16 protein-coding genes are annotated in these 20,623 nt (G+C 64.3%); 8 read left to right on the forward strand and 8 right to left on the reverse strand.

Going from position 1 to position 20,623, the window contains the following annotated elements; genetic code table 11:
• Window positions 1-44 precede the first annotated feature (44 nt).
• On the reverse strand, window positions 45-263 hold the full coding sequence (locus tag DZG07_RS02180) for a DUF6356 family protein (RefSeq protein ID WP_119821309.1): 219 nt from the start codon (window positions 261-263) through the stop codon (window positions 45-47).
• A gap of 105 nt (window positions 264-368) precedes the next feature.
• On the opposite strand from DZG07_RS02180, the gene DZG07_RS02185 reads away from it, so the two are divergent.
• The 5 genes from DZG07_RS02185 (at window position 369) to DZG07_RS02205 (ending at window position 3,894) form a co-directional block, all read left to right on the forward strand.
• Window positions 369-839, forward strand: coding sequence for an Lrp/AsnC family transcriptional regulator (locus DZG07_RS02185; RefSeq protein WP_119813952.1), 471 nt, complete (start codon window positions 369-371; stop codon window positions 837-839).
• A 53-nt stretch (window positions 840-892) separates the two neighbouring features.
• The gene (gene dut, locus DZG07_RS02190; protein ID WP_091911618.1) at window positions 893-1,366 is read left to right on the forward strand and encodes a dUTP diphosphatase; all 474 of its coding nucleotides are present in this window, start codon (window positions 893-895) and stop codon (window positions 1,364-1,366) included.
• A complete protein-coding gene (locus tag DZG07_RS02195) occupies window positions 1,363-2,013 on the forward strand; it encodes an HAD family phosphatase (RefSeq protein WP_091911620.1) in 651 nt (216 codons plus the stop codon). Before dut ends, DZG07_RS02195 begins: the two co-directional genes overlap by 4 nt.
• A 70-nt stretch (window positions 2,014-2,083) precedes the next feature.
• Complete coding sequence (locus tag DZG07_RS02200; RefSeq protein WP_119813954.1) at window positions 2,084-2,893, forward strand: isocitrate lyase/phosphoenolpyruvate mutase family protein; 810 nt, start codon at window positions 2,084-2,086, stop codon at window positions 2,891-2,893.
• The gene (locus tag DZG07_RS02205) at window positions 2,890-3,894 is read left to right on the forward strand and encodes a proline racemase family protein (RefSeq protein WP_119813956.1); all 1,005 of its coding nucleotides are present in this window, start codon (window positions 2,890-2,892) and stop codon (window positions 3,892-3,894) included. Before DZG07_RS02200 ends, DZG07_RS02205 begins: the two co-directional genes overlap by 4 nt.
• A gap of 331 nt (window positions 3,895-4,225) precedes the next feature.
• On the opposite strand, the gene DZG07_RS02210 is transcribed toward DZG07_RS02205, so the two are convergent.
• Entirely contained in the window at window positions 4,226-4,936 is a 711-nt protein-coding gene (locus DZG07_RS02210; RefSeq protein WP_119821311.1) for a sulfate transporter family protein, read from the reverse strand.
• A 236-nt stretch (window positions 4,937-5,172) separates the two neighbouring features.
• Here DZG07_RS02210 and DZG07_RS02215 point away from each other — a divergent pair, with 236 nt between their 5' ends.
• Window positions 5,173-6,165, forward strand: a complete 993-nt coding sequence (locus DZG07_RS02215; RefSeq protein WP_119813958.1) for an adenosine kinase — start codon at window positions 5,173-5,175, stop codon at window positions 6,163-6,165.
• A 262-nt stretch (window positions 6,166-6,427) separates the two neighbouring features.
• Here the strand turns inward: DZG07_RS02215 and DZG07_RS02220 are convergent, their stop codons facing one another.
• From DZG07_RS02220 to DZG07_RS02235, 4 genes are all read right to left on the reverse strand, one after another.
• Window positions 6,428-7,726, reverse strand: a complete 1,299-nt coding sequence (locus tag DZG07_RS02220; protein ID WP_119813960.1) for a sorbosone dehydrogenase family protein — start codon at window positions 7,724-7,726, stop codon at window positions 6,428-6,430.
• Between the two features lie 113 nt (window positions 7,727-7,839).
• Complete coding sequence (locus tag DZG07_RS02225; RefSeq protein ID WP_119813961.1) at window positions 7,840-8,724, reverse strand: prolyl oligopeptidase family serine peptidase; 885 nt, start codon at window positions 8,722-8,724, stop codon at window positions 7,840-7,842.
• Window positions 8,725-8,974: 250 nt separating this feature from the next.
• Window positions 8,975-9,652: an isochorismatase family protein gene (locus DZG07_RS02230; RefSeq protein WP_119813963.1), complete on the reverse strand. Its 678-nt coding sequence runs from the start codon at window positions 9,650-9,652 to the stop codon at window positions 8,975-8,977.
• Between the two features lie 99 nt (window positions 9,653-9,751).
• On the reverse strand, window positions 9,752-12,040 hold the full coding sequence (locus DZG07_RS02235; protein WP_119813965.1) for an NADP-dependent malic enzyme: 2,289 nt from the start codon (window positions 12,038-12,040) through the stop codon (window positions 9,752-9,754).
• A gap of 133 nt (window positions 12,041-12,173) precedes the next feature.
• Here DZG07_RS02235 and mutS point away from each other — a divergent pair, with 133 nt between their 5' ends.
• Window positions 12,174-14,876, forward strand: a complete 2,703-nt coding sequence (gene mutS, locus DZG07_RS02240; RefSeq protein WP_348626419.1) for a DNA mismatch repair protein MutS — start codon at window positions 12,174-12,176, stop codon at window positions 14,874-14,876.
• Window positions 14,877-15,110: 234 nt separating this feature from the next.
• On the opposite strand, the gene DZG07_RS02250 is transcribed toward mutS, so the two are convergent.
• Both DZG07_RS02250 and DZG07_RS02255 read right to left on the reverse strand, forming a co-directional pair.
• Window positions 15,111-16,082, reverse strand: coding sequence for a small ribosomal subunit Rsm22 family protein (locus DZG07_RS02250; protein ID WP_119813969.1), 972 nt, complete (start codon window positions 16,080-16,082; stop codon window positions 15,111-15,113).
• Window positions 16,083-16,174: 92 nt separating this feature from the next.
• Window positions 16,175-17,437: an Hsp70 family protein gene (locus DZG07_RS02255; RefSeq protein WP_119813971.1), complete on the reverse strand. Its 1,263-nt coding sequence runs from the start codon at window positions 17,435-17,437 to the stop codon at window positions 16,175-16,177.
• 185 nt (window positions 17,438-17,622) lie between these two features.
• On the opposite strand from DZG07_RS02255, the gene DZG07_RS02260 reads away from it, so the two are divergent.
• Window positions 17,623-20,427 carry a [protein-PII] uridylyltransferase gene (locus tag DZG07_RS02260; RefSeq protein ID WP_119813973.1) on the forward strand — a complete coding sequence of 935 codons (2,805 nt, stop codon included), beginning with the start codon at window positions 17,623-17,625 and terminating at the stop codon, window positions 20,425-20,427.
• Window positions 20,428-20,623 lie beyond the last annotated feature (196 nt).

The following is a 20,623-nucleotide window of genomic DNA, read 5'->3' on the forward strand; positions in this document are numbered from 1 at the left end:
CCTCAAGCTTGACCCCGAAAAGTTGCAGACTTTTCGGACGAAGGTCATGCGTTTTTCGCGCGATTATGCGTCCGCTCGTAGAGCTGGCGAATGATTCCGCTCGCCGTAGATTCGAACAGGAAGGGTAACAAAGCGTGAATGAGGGCGGCGAAGGCAGCCAGGAACAGCCTCCCCGAGAATTTTCCGGCAAAGGCCATGTGCTCGAGATAGCTCTCGTCGACCGAAGCCGGGTGATCGGTGAAAATCCTTGCGACGCGGTTCATTGCTGTCTCCCATTTTTGACCGTGCGTGAAGATTAACCCGCCCGACATGGTGATTCGTCCCAATTTTTCCTTGTCCGAAGGATAATTTTGGGACATTCATCCCAAATGAGCGAAAAAATCGATACGATCGATCGAAGAATCCTCGCCGAACTGCAGCGGGACGGCACGCTTTCCGTCGATCAGTTGTCCGAGCGCGTCGCCCTTTCGCGCAATGCCTGCTGGCGGCGGGTCAAGCGGCTGGAGGATGACGGCTTCATCACCGGGCGCGTGGCGCTGGTCGATGCCGAAAAGCTCGGCCTCGGCCTCTCGGTCTTCATCATCGTGCGCACCTCCAACCACGACCCCGAATGGCTGATAAAATTCCGCAGCGCGGTCACCGCATTTCCGGAAATCACCGGCGTCTACCGCATGTCGGGCGACCTCGATTATGTGCTGCGCGCCCGCGTGTCGGACGTGAAAGCCTATGACCGCCTCTACCAGCGGCTGATCGCCAGGGTGCCGCTGTCGGACGTTTCCGCCTCCTTCGTCATGGAAGAGATCAAGGAGACGACGGTCGTTCCTGTCGAAATCCGTTGAAGGAACGGCCACTGGAATTGACGAAACCCTCAAGCCGGACGATAGATCGCGCCATGAAAACGGCTTCCCAAAATTCTCCTGTCGTCGGCGTCGTCCGGCTTTCCCACAGCAATGGCCTCGACCTGCCGGCCTATGAGACGGCGGGGGCGGCCGGCATGGACCTGCGCGCGGCGGTGCCTGAAGACCGGCCGCTGCTGATCCTGCCGGGCAAGCGCGCTCTGGTGCCGACCGGGCTGATCCTCGAAATCCCGGAAGGTTTCGAAGGGCAGATACGGCCACGCTCCGGCCTTGCCTTCAAGCACGGCATCACCTGCCTCAACACGCCGGGCACGATCGACAGCGACTATCGCGGCGAGGTCAAGGTTCTGCTGGTCAATCTCGGCGACGAGGACTTTGCCGTCACGCGCGGCATGCGCATCGCCCAGATCATCTTTGCTCCGGTGACGCGCGCCTCGATCGAGGAACGCAGCCTTGCCGGCTCGACCGAGCGCGGCGCCGGTGGCTTCGGCTCGACGGGCAGCGCGTGACGACGCCAAAGCTCGTCATCTTCGATTGCGACGGCATCCTGGTCGACACCGAGCGGCCGGCCAACGAGTTCATGGCGTCCGTGCTCACGCAGCGGGGCTTTCCGGTCACCTATGAGGAATGCCGGCGGCGCTTCGTTGGCCGCTCGCTCGTCTCGGTCCAGCAGGAGATCGAGGCGACGGGCATTACGATCGGCAATTTCGTCGACGACATCTATGCCGAGCTGCCGCGCATTCTCGATGGCGTGCAGGCCATTCCCCATGTCGAGACTTTCATCCAGACTGTTAAGGCAGCAGGCATCCCCTTCTGCGTCGCCTCCTCCGGCAAGCCGGAAAAGATGAAGATGACGCTCGGCGGCACCGGGCTTCTGCCCTATTTCGAGCATGCCATGTTCAGCGCGACGATGGTAGAACGCGGCAAGCCATTCCCCGACCTGTTCCTTCACGCCGCCCGACAGATGGGCCTTTCGCCTGCTGATTGCATCGTCATCGAGGACACCGTCGCGGGCGTCACGGCGGGCGTGTCAGCCGGTATGCGCGTCTTTGCCTATCACGGCGATCCGCACTCGGACCGGGATGGAATGGCGGCGTCGGGCGGTATTCTGTTCGACGACATGCGCGCGCTGTCAGGATTGATTCCGATCGCCTGAATCGGGTTTGCCGTGCCACAATCTCCAGCGTAGACTTGGCTTCAATTCACCCTGATCGAGGTCATCTGCAATGGACAAGGGCGCGGTTTTTCGCAAGCTCCATGAGGCGCCGGGCGCCTTCGTCATCCCCAACCCATGGGATATCGGCACCGCCAAGCTGCTGGCAGCCTCGGGCTTCAAGGCGCTGGCCACGACCAGCGCCGGCTTTGCCTTTTCGCGCGGCCTGCCCGACGGCGGCGTGCCTTTCGACGTCATGATCGCCCATTGCAAGGAATTGTCCGGCGCAACGGACCTGCCGGTTTCGGCCGACCTGGAAAAGGGCAAGGGCGACAGCCCGGAAAGTGCTGCCGAAACCATCTTCGCCGCCGAAGCGGCAGGCCTTGCCGGCTGCTCGATCGAGGATTTTTCGGGCGATCCGGCCAAGCCGGTCTACGAGTTCTCACATGCGGTCGAGCGCGTCACCGCCGCGGTGGAGGCAGCGCGCGCGCTGCGGCACGATTTCGTCTTCACCGCACGGGCGGAGAATTTCCTGCGCGACAACCCCGATCTCGACGACACGATCGCGCGGCTGCAAGCCTTTGAGCGGGCCGGCGCTGACGTTCTCTATGCGCCGGGCATCACCGACATTGAGACGGTCCGCAAGATCTGCTCGGCAGTGTCCAAACCGGTCAATGTGCTGGTCGTGCCGGGTTTCACCGTGGACGGGCTCGCCCAGGCCGGCGCGAAACGCATCTCGCTCGGCTCGAAGCTGACGACCTACGCCTTCGGCATGCTGCAGAAGGCATCGCGCGAAATGCTGGACAACGGCACATTTGAGTTCTCGCGCGACGGCATGGCCTTCGGCGCATTGCAGACCATGTTCTCGACCGCCGACGCATGACCGAAAGCGTCACCGTCGTTGACATGCACACCGGTGGCGAGCCGCTTCGGATCGTCACCGGAGGCTATCCCAAGATTCCCGCCGGCACGATCCTTGAGAAGCGGGCCTATGTGCGGGACAATCTCGATCATCTGCGCAAACTGCTGATGTTCGAGCCGCGCGGCCATTACGACATGTATGGCGCGCTGCTGGTCGAACCCGACCTGCCGGGAGCCGATCTCGCCGTGCTGTTCATGCACAATGAGGGCTATTCGACCATGTGCGGCCACGCCATCATCGCGCTCGGCCGCCATGCGATCGATCAGGGCATCGTTGCGGCGCAGGAACCGGTAACCACGGTCAACATCGAATGCCCCTGCGGCATGGTCGTCGCCTCGGTTGAGTTGAAGGACGGCAAGTCGGGTGCCGTCTCATTCGAAAGCGTGCCGGCATTTCTGTTTGCGCGCGACCAGAGCCTTGACTTGCCGGGCCATGGCAGCATCGCCTTCGACATTGCCTATGGCGGCGCTTTTTACGCGCTGGCCGACTGCCGCCAGTTCGGGCTGGAATTTGGCAAAAACCGCGCCCGCGACTTCGTCGATGCCGCAACCGCGCTGACCGAAACGCTGAAGCGGGATTTCCCGCTGTCGCATCCCGACCATGACGATCTCGCTTTTCTCTACGGCACGATCCTGACCGATGGCGGCGACGGCACCAACGGCCAAGCGACCAAAAACATCTGTGTCTTCGCCGAGGCCGAGGTCGACCGCTCGCCGACCGGATCCGGCGTCACCGCGAGGCTGGCGGCCATGCATGCAAAGGGGGCGCTGGCAGTCGGCGAGACGCGCCTGTTCGAAAGCATCGTCGGCTCGCAATTCAAGGGCTCAGTGGCACGGACGACGACGGCTGGAGCGCATGACGCCATCATCGCGCGTGTCGGCGGCAGGGCCTTCTACTCCGGTAAAGCCGAGTTCTTCCGCGAGGAGGATGACGAATTGGGTCGTGGGTTTCTGGTGAGGTAATTGCCTGACGCAGGTTTCGGGCCACAACCTTTACGCCGTAAGGACGGCAGGCCTGTCGCGTGAAATTCGACCCCCACTCCGTCTCGGCTTCGCCGAGCCACCTCTCCCCCGATCGACGGGGGAGAGGAAACGCCGTTCGTAAGCTTGGCTCCCTTCCTCTCCCCTTTTGAGGGGGAGAGGTGCCGAGCGAAGCTCGGCGGAGTGGGGTCTGCCCTGCCATATGCGGTTCCCCTAGTAAGGGCGGAGAGAGAAGGAGGCTGGCCGCAACGCTGGCGATCTCCCTCTCCCCGTTCTTCACGGGGAGAGGGTAAGGGTGAGGGGCAATTTGATGCTAAGCCTCTACACGTTCCCGCACTGAGACCATCTTGTGCAGATGCACCATCATGGCGGCGGCAAAGAGCGGCGTCAGCAGGTTGAGCAGGGGCACGGCCAGGAACGCCGCTATCACCAGGCCGGCCATGAACACCGTGCCGGCATATTTGCGCCGCAGCGCCTTGGCCTCGGCTTCCGGCCGGAAGCGCATGGCGGCGAATTCGAAGAATTCCCGACCGAGCAGATAGCCATTTACGACGAAGAAGGCGCCGATATTGACCCCCGGCACCAGCAGCAAAAGCAGGGCGAACAGATTGCCCAGGACGACGATACCGAAGAACTTCAGCGACAGGATCAGCGCCCGAACGGCAGGCACCGCGCGGCCGGGTTTGTCCTGCGGATAATCGTTTCTTTCGACCACCTCGGCGACATCATCCAGAAACAGGCCGGCTACCACGGCCGTCACCGGAGCGATCAGCAGGGCCAACCCCAGCGCCAGCCCGATGCCGGCGAGGATCGCGGCGATCAGGCTGAGCCAGCCGGCCCAGGATGGAAATCCCGGCAGCAGCGCATCGATCCATGGCAGGGCCAGCGCATCGAAGGCCTGATGCAGGCCGAACCACAATGCGGCCAGCGCCAGCAGCGTGATGCCGATAGTCTTGAAAAACACCGTGCGGAATTCAGCGGTGAAGAGTTTGCCGGCAGCGGCGCGGGCGGCGTCGAGGATCATCGGCAACAGTTCCTTTCGCGTCCAGAGGGCGCTTGCAACCGCCGAGAGATAGGCAGGCTTTCTGCCGACCGCAAGAATGCGCAGCCGGCAGGCTTTGCAAAACCGCCCCGCATTTCCGGTCGACCATGATCTTTTGTGAAAATCCGGTTCCACTTTTCAAGATCATGGTCTAGACCCACGCGCGGCCGGTGTGCCAAAGGAATTCATCTTTCCTGCGCGGTTCTGCGGAGATTTTCATGAGCCAGTATGACGTGCTTTGCATCGGCAATGCCATTGTTGACATCATTGCCCAATGCGACGACGCCTTTCTCACGGAAAACCGCATCATCAAGGGGGCGATGAACCTGATCGACGCCGAGCGCGCCGAGCTGCTCTACAGCCGCATGGGCCCGGCGATCGAGGCTTCGGGCGGCAGCGCCGGCAACACGGCGGCGGGCGTGGCAAGCTTCGGCGGGCGCTCGGCCTATTTCGGCAAGGTATCCCGGGACCATCTCGGCCAGATCTTCACCCACGACATCCACGCCCAGGGCGTCGCCTTCGACACCAGCCCGTTGACCGGCACACCGCCGACGGCGCGCTCGATGATCTTCGTCACGCCCGATGGCGAACGCTCGATGAACACCTATCTCGGCGCCTGCGTCGAACTCGGCCCGGACGATGTCGAGGCCGACAAGGCGAGCGGTGCAAAGGTCACCTATTTCGAGGGCTATCTGTGGGACCCGCCGCTGGCCAAGGAAGCGATCCGCCTCACCGCCGGCCACGCGCACGCCGCCGGCCGCGAAGTGTCGATGACGCTGTCCGACCCGTTCTGCGTCGACCGCTACCGCGACGAATTCCTCGACCTGATGCGGACCGGCACGGTCGACATCGTGTTTGCCAATGAGAGCGAGGCGAAATCGCTCTACCAGACCGAATCCTTCGAGCAGGCGCTGGAGCTGATCCGCAAGGATTGCAAGATCGCAGCCGTCACCCGCTCCGAGCTCGGCTCGGTGATCGTGCGCGGCGATGAAACCGTCACCGTCGATGCGATCGAGATCGAGAAACTCGTCGACACGACCGGCGCCGGCGATCTCTACGCCGCCGGCTTCCTGTTCGGCTACACATCAGGCCGAAGCCTCGCCGATTGCGGCAAGCTCGGCTCGCTGGCGGCCGGGCTGGTCATCCAGCAGATCGGCCCGCGCCCACGCAAGAATCTGCGCGAAGCAGCCGAGCAGGTCGGGCTGATCTAACGCCAGCCCGTTCCGGCCGTTCTCAGAGACCGTTTCGAAACTCGCTTTGGCGAGTCATGTGGTGGTGGTTTCGAGAACCGTAGCGCAGCGGACATTCGGGTCCGTGAGCAACGCATGACCCCGAAATCGGAATCGATTTCGGGGTCATGCGCCAAGCAAAGTTCTAGAGCGTCCTTTGCGCGTCCAACCGGACGCGCGGCGCTCTAGTAAGCGCAGAAAACGCCATCAGATGGCCGCCAAAGCGAGTTTCCAAAACGGTCTCTCAGGCTCCCGTCACGCGCCAGATGGCATCACCGGCATCGTCGGCCACCAGAAGCGAACCATCCGGCCCGATGGCGACGCCCACGGGACGGCCGTAGGAAACCTTTTCGTCCGGGGCGAGGAAGCCGGTCAGTATGTCCCGCGCCGGGCCGGACGGCTTTCCCCCCTCGAACGGCACGAAGACGACGCGGTAGCCTGAGAGTTTGCTGCGATTCCACGAGCCGTGCTGGCCGATTGCCATGCCGTCCGGGAATCCCGGCAGCGTGCCCGCCGGCATCCAGCACAGGCCGAGCGATGCCGTATGACCGCCGAGCGCGAAATCCGGCTGGATGGCGCGGGCAACCAAAGCTGCGTCCTGCGGCACGCGGTCGTCCACCGTCTGGCCCCAGTAGCAGTAAGGCCAGCCGTAAAAGCCACCATCCTGCACCGAGGTGAGATAGTCGGGCGGCGTCTCGTCGCCGAGGCCGTCACGCTCGTTGACGACCGTCCAGAGCACGTTCGTCTGCGGCTCCCAGGCGAGCCCGACCGGATTGCGCAGGCCCGCGCCGAAGATGCGGCCCTGACCGGAGGCGATGTCATATTCGTAGATCGCCGCGCGGCCTTCCTCGGCCTCCATGCCCTCATCGCCGATATTGCTCTGCGATCCGACGCCGACATAGAGCTTGGTGCCGTCGCGGCTGGAAAGGATGCTGCGCGTCCAATGGCCACCCGGCTTGAAGTCGAATATTTTTTGGCCGGTAGCCGAAATCTGTGTCTCGCCGGTTTTATAGGGAAAGGCCAAGAGGCCGTCGGTGTTGCCGACGTAGAAAGTGTCGCCGACCAGCGCCATGCCGAAGGGCTGATTGAGCCCAGCGAGAAAGATTTCCCGCGTTTCGGCCACACCGTCGCCATCCGCGTCGCGCAGCAGCGTGATGCGGTTCGCGCTGACGCCGACGGCGGCGGCCCGCTTCATGGTGCTGTACATCGCATAGTCGAACGCCGAGCGTATGCCGCCGGGCGTGCTCAGTGCCTCGGCGATCAGCACGTCGCCATTCGGCAGAACCTCGATCCAGCGGGGATGCTGCAATCCGCGCGCGAAGGCGTTGACCTTGAGGCCGGGCGCGGCAACCGGCGTCCGCCCCTCATGCCAGCCCCGTGCCGTCGGCATCTTCAGCGTCGGAATGCCCTGTGGCCTGGCTGGCGGAATCGCCGGTGTGTCCCCGACCGCCTGCGGCAAGGCCTGGTCACCCCGATGACGCAACAGGATCACGCCTGCGCCAACCATTGCAACCAGCCGCGCAAAGATGTCCGAAAAGGCCATTGATATTCCCGCTCATGAATGATGGCGGCAGGATTACACAAGTCGAACGCGGGTTGAAACCCGGCACCGCAAAACTGGCTGCGCAGAGCCCTGCAGTTCTGTCGCCAGGATTGTCAGATGGTCTCGAAAAAGCGAAGCGCCTCCGCGCTTTCGCCGGGTATGGCCGAGGAGTGATCGCCTTCGACGATGGCACGGCGCACATCCAGGCCGGCCGCACGCGCCCGCGATACCGTCAGGCGGACGGTGTGATCGCTGTTCATCTCCTTGCTGCCATGGAGCATCAGCACCGGGCATTTGAAGCTGCCGGCAAAACAGACCGGCGAGCGCATGTCGAACTCCTGCGGATCGTCGGCATCGAAGCGGATGTCCTCGGGAAAATGGCGGAAGAAAGCCCGCGCGTCCGGGTTGCCCGCATAAGCGGCGGCTGCACGGAAGGGATGCCTGCTCATGGCCGCAAGCAAGGTCAGCGTTCCGCCGACGCTATGCCCCGCAATGTAAAGGCGGGCCGGATCGACCCCCGGATAGGCCCGCAGGACGTCGGCTGCGGCAAGAACGTCGGCCGTCTCGTCATAAAAGCCCGAAAAGCTCCCCGGCAAGCCGTTCTCGCCGCGCATGGCGGGGATCATCGCCACATAGCCCGCTTTCACGAAGGGATGCGCAAGATCGTCCCAATGGCCCGGCCACAATGCGTTGCCGCCATGCAACACGAGCACGCCCGGCCGAGGCCTCGACGCATCGGCGTTCTCCGATACCCACGCGGCAAGCTTGAGCGGGCCGGACCTGTAGTCCAGCCGGCGGGCGCCATGCGGCGGCGAAAGCGGCTGCGGCGGATCGGGCGAAGGGCCGGTCTGGGTCAGATGCGTGCGAAACCGCTCGCGCGCCACCGCATAGTCCTCGCGAACGAGCTTCGGCTCACCTTGGGCCCTGGCGGCGGTTGCAGGAAGAAGCAACCCGGCAGCGGCTGCATGGGAGAGAAAAGCCCGGCGGTCCATCTTCATGAGGAGCGCGTCCTGTTTCGATCAGCAAAGCCATCGCCGATTATTAAGCCGGTTTCACGGCCCTCCCCAATTTTTGAGCGCTGCGTGACGGAAATCAACTGCCTGCACCGCCAGTTGCGGCGGCTACGGCGTTCACATTGTCGCTACTTCGGATTGAAGAAGCGCCGGACAAAGGATGGCGTCCGCCGCAAGGCAGACGCCGGAGAGCCTACGCGCCGGGTGGTTTAGAGGGAACATCCCCTCGCCGGCTTCAAAGGCCGGCGTAAAGCTCCGCCGCATTCTCGTAGGTGAAGCGCAGCGGCACCGCGCCCTCGACCATCCACGCCTGAACCGTCTCACCTGCCATCAGCCGGGAGGCGCTGCCGGTATCGGCAACCGCACCGCCATAGAGCCGGTTGGCAAGGTTGAGAATGCCGGTCTGGTGCATGGCGACGCTGCCGCTGCCGCAGGCATCCTTGACCAGCACGACACGCAGGCCGGTTGCCACCGCATGCTTGACGGTGGCGTCGATGCAGGCTTCCGTCCAGACGCCGGCGACAAAAACCCATTCGACGCCGCGCTCGCGCAGCAGTGCCGCCAGCCGGCCATCGCCAAAAGCGCTCGCCTCGGATTTTATCAGCAGCGGCTCGTCGCCCAGCGGCGCAACCTCGGGGCAGATTGCGGTGAGCGGATCATCCTTGTCGCTGAAATAGGAACGGCCGTCGGCAAGAACCGGATGAAACGGCCTCCTCGCCGCCGCATCGACGACATAGGCGAAATGCAGCACCGGCACGCCGGCGGCGCGTGCGGCCTCCTGCAACCGCACCACATTGGCCAGCACCCGGTCGTAATCCATGGCGAGCAGGCGCGGATCGCCGCGATGCTCCTCCTGCAGGTCGATGCAGAGAAGTGCCGCCTTTATTGGGTCGAGGGACAAGGAGGCTTTCATGCAGGCAATTCTCCGCAGCAACATCTGCTGCGGATTAACAGCCTGCCCCGGTTCGCCGCGCTATCCGTGGAGCGACGCGGTCGAGCGGTTTTCGGCCTCTCACGCCCCCGCGCTATACGCCGCGATTGCCGCCATGTTGACGATGTCTGAATCCTTGGCGTTGAGCTGCACGATCTGCACCGGCTTGTTCAACCCGACCAGCAGCGGGCCGATGACGGTGGAGCCGCCGAGTTCCTGTAGCATCTTGGTCGAGATCGAGGCCGAGTGGAACGCCGGCATGACCAGAACGTTGGCAGCACCCGACAGGCGGCAGAACGGATATTGCTGCTGCATCAGCCGGTGGTTCAGCGCGACGTCGGCGGCCATTTCGCCGTCATATTCGAAATCGACGCGGCGCTTGTCGAGGATTTTTACTGCCTCCTGCACCCGCTCCGAGCGCTCACCCTGCGGGTGGCCGAAGGTGGAATAGGCAAGCATGGCGACGCGGGGCTCATAGCCCATGCGCCGCGCGAAGCCGGCAGCTTCCTCGGCGATATCGGCGATCTGCTCGGCATTGGGCATGTCGTGGACGGCAGTGTCGGCGACGATCACCGTGCGGCCACGGCACAGCGCGATCGACACGCCGATGACGCGGTGGCCCGGCTTGGCGTCGATGACGTGGCGGATATCGTCCAGCACCGTCGAATAGTTGCGCGTGACGCCCGTCACCACCGCGTCCGCGTCGCCCAGCGCCACCATGGTCGCGGCGAAGTGATTGCGGTCGTTGTTGATCAGGCGCTGGCAGTCGCGGAACAGGAAGCCTTTGCGCTGCAGGCGTTCATAGAGATAGTCGGCATAGACGGCGTTGCGGCGCGACAGCCGCGCATTGATGATCTCGATGCCCGGCTTGTCGAGATCGACGCCGGCATGGCGGGCGTTTTCCTTGATGACATCGTCGCGGCCGACAAGGATCGCCGTGCCGAGCTTCTGGTTGGCGTAGGACACCGCCGCGCGCATGACCTGCTCCTCCTCGCCCTCGGCGAAGACGACGCGCTTGGGCTGGCGGCGCACACGGTCGTAGATGCGCTGCAGCGTCGAGGCGATCGGGTCGCGGCGGGCCGAAAGCTCGTTGGCATATTTGCCGAGATCGAGGATCGGCCGGCGCGCGACGCCGCTTTCCATCGCAGCCTTGGCCACTGCCACCGGGATGGCCGAGATCAGGCGCGGGTCGAACGGCACCGGAATGATGTAGTTGGGACCGAATTTCGGCCGCATGCCCTGATAGGCGGCGGCGACATCGTCCGGCACGTCCTGCCGTGCCAGCGCGGCAAGCGCCTGCGCGGCGGCGACCTTCATCTCGTCATTGATGGTGGTTGCCCGCACATCGAGCGCACCGCGGAAGATATAGGGGAAGCCCAGCACATTGTTGACCTGGTTCGGATAGTCCGAGCGCCCGGTCGCCATGATCGCATCGGTGCGGATTTCCGCCACTTCCTCCGGCGTGATTTCCGGATCGGGATTGGCCATGGCGAAGATGATCGGGTTTTTCGCCATCGACTGGATCATCGGCGTGGTCAGCGCGCCCTTGGCCGACAGGCCGAAGACGATGTCGGCGCCGTCGAGCGCGTCGGCCAGCGTGCGCGCATCGGTCTTGGCGGCGTGGGCCGACTTCCACTGGTTCATGCCTTCGGTGCGGCCCTGATAGACCACGCCCTTGGTGTCGCACAGGATGACGTTTTCCGGCGTAAAGCCCATCGACTTGATCAATTCGATGCAGGCGATTCCGGCCGAGCCGGCGCCGTTGCAGACGAGCTTGGCCGTCTTCATGTCGCGGCCGGTGATCTCCAGCGCGTTGATGAGGCCGGCCGCGGCGATAATCGCGGTGCCGTGCTGGTCGTCGTGGAAGACCGGGATATCCATCAGCTCGCGCAGGCGCTGCTCGATGATGAAGCAGTCAGGCGCCTTGATGTCTTCCAGATTGATGCCGCCGAAGGACGGCCCGAGGAAGCGGACGCAGTTGATGAATTCGTCAACATTCTCGGTATCGACCTCGAGATCGATGGAATCGACATCGGCGAAGCGCTTGAACAGCACCGCCTTGCCTTCCATCACCGGCTTGGAGGCCAGCGCGCCGAGATTGCCGAGGCCGAGGATGGCCGTGCCGTTGGAGATGACGGCGACCATGTTGCCGCGCGTCGTGTAGTCGAAGGCGCGGCTCGGGTCTTCGGCGATGGCCAGAACCGGCACGGCGACGCCCGGCGAATAGGCGAGCGACAGGTCGCGCTGCGTCGCCATCGGCTTGGTCGGGTTGATCTCCAGCTTGCCGGGTCGGCCGGATGCGTGGAAATCGAGCGCCTCCTCGGCGCTGACGGAGGGGCCTGCGTTGTCGGATTTCTTGCCGGATGCCATGATTAAGCGCAGTCCCTTCCCTAACGTGCTTCTTTTTGTGGAGTGTTCGGGATTAAGGCTACACTTCCGCTCTGTAAACCGCCAAGCAGGACAAAGCTCTTTTTTGGATGAGACAGTGAACGACGAAACGCCGATCCGCATCGAAGGCAGTTCGCCCGCTTTGAACGCGGCAGCCGCCACGCCGATGATGGAGCAATTTATCGAGATAAAGGCGGCGAACCCGGATTCGCTGCTGTTTTATCGCATGGGCGATTTCTACGAGCTGTTCTTCGATGACGCGGAAGCTGCCTCCCGCGCGCTCGGCATCGTGCTGACCAAGCGCGGCAAACATCAGGGCCACGACATTCCGATGTGCGGCGTGCCGGTGCATGCGGCCGACGACTATCTGCAAAAGCTGATCGCGCTCGGCTTTCGTGTTGCTGTCTGCGAGCAGATCGAGGACCCGGCCGAGGCCAAGAAGCGCGGCTCGAAATCCGTGGTCAAGCGCGACGTCGTCCGCCTCGTCACGCCCGGCACGATTACCGAGGAAAAGCTGCTGGCGCCGTCGGAATCGAGTTTCCTGATGGCGCTGGGGCGGGTGAAGGGCGGGGCCGACAACACCTATGCGCTGGCCTGGATCGAGCTTTCGACCGGCATTTTTCGCGTGGCGGAAACCACCGCCGACAATCTGCTTGCCGACATCTTTCGCGTCGACCCGCGCGAGCTGATCATTGCCGAGCCGGTGTTCTATGACGAGGAGCTGAAGCCGGTCTTCGATCTCGTCGGCCGCGTCGCCAGCCCGCAGCCGCCGAGCCTCTTCGATTCGGCCTCCGCACCTGCGCGCATCGCCCGTTTCTTCGAGGTGGCGACGCCGGACAGTTTCGGCACATTTTCCCGCGCCGAGCTTTCGGCGGTTTCGGGCATCGTCGCCTATGTCGAGAAGACGCAGAAGGCCGAGCGCCCGCCGCTGTCACGGCCCGAACGCGAGCAGTCGGGCTCGACGCTGTTCATCGACCCGGCGACGCGGGCCAATCTGGAGCTGCTGCGCACCATGGGCGGCAGCCGCGAGGGCTCGCTGTTCAAGGCGATCGACCGCACCGTGACCGGTGCCGGCGCGCGGATGCTTGCCGACCGGCTGATGTCGCCGCTGACCGACCCCAAGACGATCAACCAGCGCTTCGATTCCATCGCCTTCTTCCTTTCCGAGCGGCGGCTTTCCGAAAGCCTGCGCGCCTGCCTGAAGGGCGTGGCCGACATGCCGCGCGCGCTGACACGGCTGGCGCTGAACCGCGGCGGTCCGCGCGATCTCGGCGCGCTACGTTCGGGCTTCGAGGCAGCCCTTGCGCTGCGCACGCTGTTCACCGACGTCATCGCTCCCGCCGAGGTAACGGCAGCGCTCGAGGCGATCTCGGCTCTGCCGATCCGCTTTGCCGACCATCTTACGGCAGCGCTTGGCGACGAACTGCCCTTGCTCAAGCGCGACGGCGGTTTCGTCCGCTCGGGCTACCATGCCGAACTCGACGAGATGCGGGCGCTGCGCGACGAATCGCGCCGGGTGATCGCCGGCATGGAGCGGGACCTGATCGAAGAAACCGGCATCCGCTCGCTGAAGATCCGGCACAACAATGTGCTTGGCTATTACATCGAGGTGACCGCCAACCATCAGGCGATCATGATGGGCACGGACGAGGCCAAGGGCCGCTTCATCCATCGCCAGACCATGGCCAACGCCATGCGCTTCACCACCACCGAACTTGCCGAGATGGAAACCAAGATCGCCAACGCCGCCGAGCGCGCGCTGTCGATCGAGCTTGGCGTGTTCGACACGCTGGTGGCGGAATCGGTCGGCCATGCCGACGTGATCCGTTCAGGTGCGGCGGCTCTCGCCGTGCTCGACGTGTCGGCAGCACTCGCCGTGCTGGCGCTTGCTGAAGCCTGGTGCCGGCCGGTGGTGGATGCCAGCCTTGCCTTCGAGATCGTCGGCGGGCGTCATCCGGTGGTCGAGCAGGCGCTGCGGCGCGCGGCGGCAAATGAATTCGTCGCCAATGACTGCGACCTGTCGCCGGAAGGCGGCGCCAAGGCCGGCGCGATCTGGCTGCTGACTGGCCCGAACATGGGCGGTAAATCGACCTTCCTGCGCCAGAACGCGCTGATAGCCATCCTCGCCCAGATGGGCTCCTACGTGCCGGCGAAATCGGCCAGCATCGGCGTGGTCGACCGGCTGTTTTCCCGCGTCGGCGCCTCCGACGATCTGGCGCGCGGGCGCTCGACCTTCATGGTCGAGATGGTCGAGACCGCAGCCATCCTCAACCAGGCCGGCGAGCGCGCGCTGGTGATCCTCGACGAAATCGGGCGCGGCACCGCGACCTTCGACGGCCTGTCGATCGCATGGGCGGCGGTCGAATATCTGCACGAGAAGAACCGCTGCCGCGCGATCTTCGCCACGCATTTCCACGAGATGACCGCACTCGCCGGCAAGCTGGAGCGGCTGCACAACGTCACCATGCGGGTCAAGGAATGGGAAGGCGACGTCGTCTTCCTGCATGAAGTCGGCAAGGGTGCCGCCGACCGTTCCTACGGCGTGCAGGTGGCCCGTCTTGCCGGCCTGCCGGACGCCGTGGTGCAACGGGCCAAGGACGTGCTGCACCAGCTCGAGGCCGGCGAGACATCAGGGAAGGCCGACCGCCTCGTCGACGACCTGCCGCTGTTTTCTGCGGTGGTGAAAAAGGAAACGCCTGCCCCGGCAAAGAACGACGCGCTGGGCGGTGCGCTTGCCGCGCTTAATCTCGATGAAATGACCCCGCGCCAGGCGCAGGAGGCGTTGTATCGGCTGAAGGAGATGCTGGGGAAGGGGTGAGGAACGTCGCGTTCGATTGCAGTTTTATTGTTCAAGCTGCCGCTCGACGTTGCCCCCCTCTGGCCTGCCGGCCATCTCCCCCACAGGTGGGGAGATCAGCCTTCATGACGGCGGCGCGAGCAAAGCTGCTAATCTCCCCACCTGTGGGGGAGATGGCCGGCAGGCCAGAGGGGAGCGCGAAGGAATGCGGCAGACGTGGTTTGGGTTGCCACCATAGCGTAGCAGCCATCAAGCCTACTCCACCCACATCCCATCGCCCCAGTCCAACTTGCGCGCAGACTTGAACGCAGCCCCCTCTCGGCGAGTAATCAGCCTTTCGGCAACTGCGCCATCCGCCTCGCACAGCTTCAGCCGAACCATGCCGCTACTCGCCTGCGGCGGTGCCAGCACGCGCGCCTGCTGCCCATCCGCCGGCACACGCGACGCCGCGACAAAAATATACTTCTCGTCCTCCCACGGCACCTCGCCGCCCTTGGCCAGCCTATGCAGGCGCGAGCGGGCGACGCGGCGGGAGAAGTGGCACCAGTCGGGTGTAACCAGCGGGCAAGCTGCCTGATGCGGGCAAGGCGCCGCAAGATGCGCGCCGGCTTCGATCAGCCGCGAACGCACGCGCAATATGCGCTGCCAGCCGGCCGGCGTGCCGGGCTCGACGATGACCAGCGTGCCCGTCGTCAGGCTCCACAGCCGGTCGACCAGCGCATCGATCCTCGCCGGGTCGAGCTCGTCCAGCACATAGGCGAGCGTCACCAGATCGGCAGGTTGCAGATCGCGAAGACCGCCGCTCACATCGGCGGCGACATAGCGCGCAATTGTCGGCGTAGCATGACCGGCTAGCCCCGCTCCAACCGCGCGGATGGACGGGCTGGTCTCGACCAGCACCGCCTCCTCCAGACCGTCCCAGCAATCGCGCGCCGCCCAGAACGCCGTGCCGGGACCGGCGCCGACATCGAGCAAGGTCCTGGGCGAAAAGTCCGGCAGGCTTTCCGCCACCATCTCCATGCTGGCGCGAACCGCCGCAAAGGTCGCCGGCAGCCGCGTCGCCAGATAGGCTTTCGCCGCGAGATCGTCGGAGAGATGCAGCCGGCCGTCGCGCGTCTCGGCGCGATAGCGGCGTGACAACGTATCCGCCGCCTGCTTCAGCTTCGGCAGCGGGATGCCTTCCAGAACCTGATCAACCGCCTGCCGCAGCGGCGCGGGAAGTTCCATACCTGTTAGTTTCCCTCTTGGGGCGGGACGACCTTCTTATTCCTGAAGCATGATCTTGCCCCAAAAAGTCTGCAACTTTTTGGGATCATGCTTTAGGCGCTGCCGAATTTCCGTGACGCGTCGAGCGCGAGGCCGAGCCCGACCGAGCCGAACATATCGCCTTCCACCACCGTTGCACCCGGAAAAAGCGCAAGCACGCTCTGCTTGAGCAGCGGTATCGCCGTCGAGCCACCGGTGAGGAACAGCGTCGTAATCTGCCCCGCCTTCAGGCCGGCATCCTCGAGCGTCCTGGACACCGTGGCGGTGACGCGGCCCACGGCTTCCTCGATCGCCGCATCCAGCCCGGCGCGCGTCATCGGCACGCTCAGCGTCTCGTGGGTCAGGCGAATGTCCATCAACGCCTCGGCGCTGTCGGTCAGTTCGATCTTGGCGCGCTCGACCTTGCCGGCCAGCGCATGGCCCTGCCGGTGGCTGACGATGTCGATCATGCGCTCGACCAGTTCCGGCCGCGCCGCCTCGTAGCGGATCTGGCGCAGGTCGGTCGCCGCCTTGGCGGTATAGAGCTGGTTAATGCGCTGCCAGGTAGCGAGGTCGAAGAAATAGCCGGCTGGCAAGTTGCGCTTGCCGTCCTTGGTCTGCGTCTTGTAGCCGAGCTCGGGCATCAGATGCGCCATAGACAAGAGCCGGTCGAAATCGGTGCCGCCGATATGGACGCCGGTGTTGGCCAGGATGTCGTCCTTGCGGTCGACGGCGCGTGCCCGCTCTGGCGAGACGCGCACGATGGAAAAGTCCGACGTGCCGCCGCCGATATCGATGATCAGCGCCAGCTCCTCGCGCCGCACGCTCTGCTCGTAATCGAGGGCAGCCGCAATCGGTTCGAACTGGAAGGCGATGTGCTGGAAACCTTGCGCACGGGCGGCCTTTTCAAGTTGGCCCTGCGCGTCGCGGTCGGCTGCCTCGTCGTCATCGACGAAATGCACCGGGCGTCCGAGCACGACGCTGGCGACTTCGCCGTCGGCGGCGTGCTCCAGCCGCTGCTTCAGATAACCGACAAAGGTGCCGATAATGTCGGAGAACGCCAGGTAGCGCGCCTTGATGCGGGTCTTTTCATGGATAAGCGAGGAGCCAAGCACGCTTTTCAGCGCGCGCAACAGGCGGCCTTCGGCATGTTCGGTATAGTCTTCGATGGCGCGCCGGCCGAAATAGGTGCCGTTGTCCTCGAAATTGTAGAAGACCGCGCTCGGCATGGTGACATGCTCGTTCTCCAGCCGCACGAGCCGTGGCCGGCCCTGATCCATGACGCCCACCGTCGAGTTGGACGTGCCAAAGTCGATGCCACCGCTGATCGGTTTCATGGGGTGCTTCCTTGTCTTTGATTGCGGCCGCGGCGCGGGGAGACAGGCGGTTACACAAGGCGGGCGACAATGTCGAGGCTGCAGGCCGGTTTTTTTGCTTGCCCCGCCACGATTTCGCACCCCATACCCACATAAGGAAAAACGCGGTATAGACGCCGCCCGGAAAGCGAGTCTTCTACTCAGGCATGGCAAAGATTCCCCTCAAGCTCGAAGAGATGGTCGACGGCGAAATCCTGCGCCGCGAACTGACGGCACTCACAGCCGAGACCGGCGGCGATGGCTCGTCGCTGGCCGTGCGCGGCAAGGTGCTGCAGCTGCTGAAAGAGACCAGCGTTGCCGGCCGCGCGGTCGCCGAAAGAATGCTGATGGAGGATGGCGGCGGCACCGCCTGTGCGGCGCGGATTTCCCATCTCATGGACGAGATCATCCGCGCGCTCTACGATTTCGCCGTCACCCATGTCTATCGCGCCAAGAACCCGTCATCGGCCGAGCGCATGGCGGTGGTGGCGGTCGGCGGCTATGGCCGCGGCACGCTGGCGCCCGGTTCCGACATCGACCTCCTGTTCCTCCTCCCCTACAAGCAAACGCCGTGGGGCGAGCAGATCGTCGAATACATGCTCTACATGCTGTGGGACCTCGGCCTGAAGGTCGGCCACGCCACCCGCAACATCGAGGAATGCCTGCGCCTGTCGCGCGGCGACATCACCATCCGCACCGCCATCCTCGAGGCCCGTTTCATCTGGGGCGAGGAAAAGCTCTTCAACGAACTGCTTTCGCGTTTCGACAAGGAAGTGGTGAAGGACACCGGCCCTGAATTCGTCCAGGCCAAGCTGGCCGAACGCGATGACCGCCACGCCAAGGCCGGCGAAAGCCGCTATCTCGTCGAGCCCAACGTCAAGGACGGCAAGGGCGGCCTGCGCGACCTGCAGACGCTGTTCTGGATCGGCAAATATTTCTATCGCGTCCGCACCGGCGACGAGCTGATCGACCAGGGCGTTTTCACCCGCGCCGAATACAACCAGTTCCTCAAGGCCGAGGATTTTCTCTGGGCGGTGCGCTGCCACATGCATTTCCTCACCGGCAAGGCCGAGGAAAGGCTGCATTTCGACATCCAGCGCGATATCGCCGAACGGCTCGGCTATACCAGCCATCCCGGCCTGTCGGCGGTCGAGCGCTTCATGAAGCACTACTTCCTCATCGCCAAGACCGTCGGCGACCTGACCCGCATCTTCTGCGCCGGGCTGGAGGAGGAGCAGGCCAAGCATGTGCCGGGCTTCAACCGCATCTTCCTCACCTTCTCGCGTCGCCGCCGCAAGCTGGCCGGCACCACCGACTTCATCGTCGACAATCACCGCATCAACGTCGCCGACGACCATGTCTTCGAGCGTGACCCGGTCAACATGCTGCGCCTGTTCTGGTTCGCCGACCGGCACGGGCTGGAGTTCCACCCGGACGCGCTGAAGCTTTTGACGCGCTCGCTGTCGCTGGTCGACAAGAACCTGCGCCGCAACAAGGAAGCCAACCGGCTGTTCCTGGATATCCTGACGTCGGACCGCAACCCCGAGCTCAATCTGCGCCGCATGAACGAGGCCGGCCTGCTCGGCAAGCTGATCCCGGATTTCGGCCGCATCGTCGCGATGATGCAGTTCAACATGTATCATCACTACACGGTCGACGAGCATCTGCTGCGCTGCATCGGCGTGCTGTCGGAAATCGAACGCGGCGACGGCGAGAAAATCCACCCGCTGTCGCATTCGTTGATGGCGGGGCTGAAGAACAAGCGTGAGGCGCTCTACGTCGCCGTGCTGCTGCACGACATCGCCAAGGGCCGTCCCGAGGACCATTCGGAGGCCGGCGCACGGATCGCCCGTCGTCTCTGCCCGCATATGGGGTTGTCGGCGGCCGACACCGAGACCGTGGCATGGCTGGTGGAAAACCACCTCGTCATGTCGATGACGGCACAGACGCGCGACCTCAACGACCGCAAGACGATCGCCGATTTCGCCGATCTGGTGCAGTCGGTCGAGCGCATGAAGCTGCTGCTGATCCTGACCGTCTGCGACATTCGCGGCGTCGGTCCTGGCGTGTGGAACGGCTGGAAGGGACAGTTGCTGCGCACGCTCTATTACGAGACCGAACTTCTGCTGACCGGCGGCTTCTCCGAAGTGTCGCGGGCGCAGCGTGCCGGACAGGCACGCGAAAGACTGGCGGAGGCCCTTGCCGATTGGCCGGATAATGAGCGCAAGCGCATCGTCGGGCTGCCCTATGAGAACTACCTTCTGGCGGTCGATCTCAAGGACCAGATCCGGCATGCCCAGTTCATCCGCGAGGCCGATGCGGCACAGAAAAAGCTCTCGACCATGGTGAAAACCCATGAATTCGAGGCGGTGACCGAAATCACCGTGCTGGCGCAGGACCATCCGCGCCTGCTTTCCGTGATTGCGGGCGCCTGCGCGGCAGCCGGCGGCAACATCGTCGACGCGCAGATCTTCACCACCTCCGACGGGCGGGCGCTGGACACGATCCTTATTTCCCGCGAATTCGACCGCGACGAGGACGAGCGCCGCCGCGCCGAGCGCGTCGGCCGGCTGATCGAGGACGTGCTGTCCGGCAAGAGCTGGCTGCCGGAGATGATCGAGAAGCGGACCAAGCCGAAGCGCGGCGCCAAGGCCTTCCGCCGCGAGCCGCGCGTCGATATCCGCAACACGCTGTCGAACCGCTTCACCGTCATAGACGTGTCCGGCCTCGACCGGCCGGGCCTGCTGTCGGAAATCACCGGCGCGCTGTCCGACCTGTCGCTGGACATTGCGTCCGCGCACATCACCACCTTCGGCGAAAAGGTGATCGACACTTTCTATGTGACCGACCTGACCGGCCAGAAGATCGACAACCCGACCCGGCTCCAGACCATCCGCACCAGGCTGATCGCCACGCTCGGCGGCGAGGCTGCCGTCCAGCGCGCAGCCAAGGCCAAGGCGGCAGCGGAATGAGCGCCGCGCCGCTATTCTCCCCCTCGAGGGGGAGATGTCGCCAAAGGCGACAGAGGGGGTCGGCAGACGCCGCACTCGACGCAAAGGAACGTCGAGCACTGCCGCACCGACCCCACCCGGCCGCTCGACGGCAGGGCAATTGGATATGGCACGGCCTACCCCCACTCCGTCGCGCTTCGCGCGCCACCTCTCCCCC

The organism is Mesorhizobium sp. DCY119, assembly GCF_003590645.1.
GTDB lineage: Bacteria > Pseudomonadota > Alphaproteobacteria > Rhizobiales > Rhizobiaceae > Mesorhizobium_M.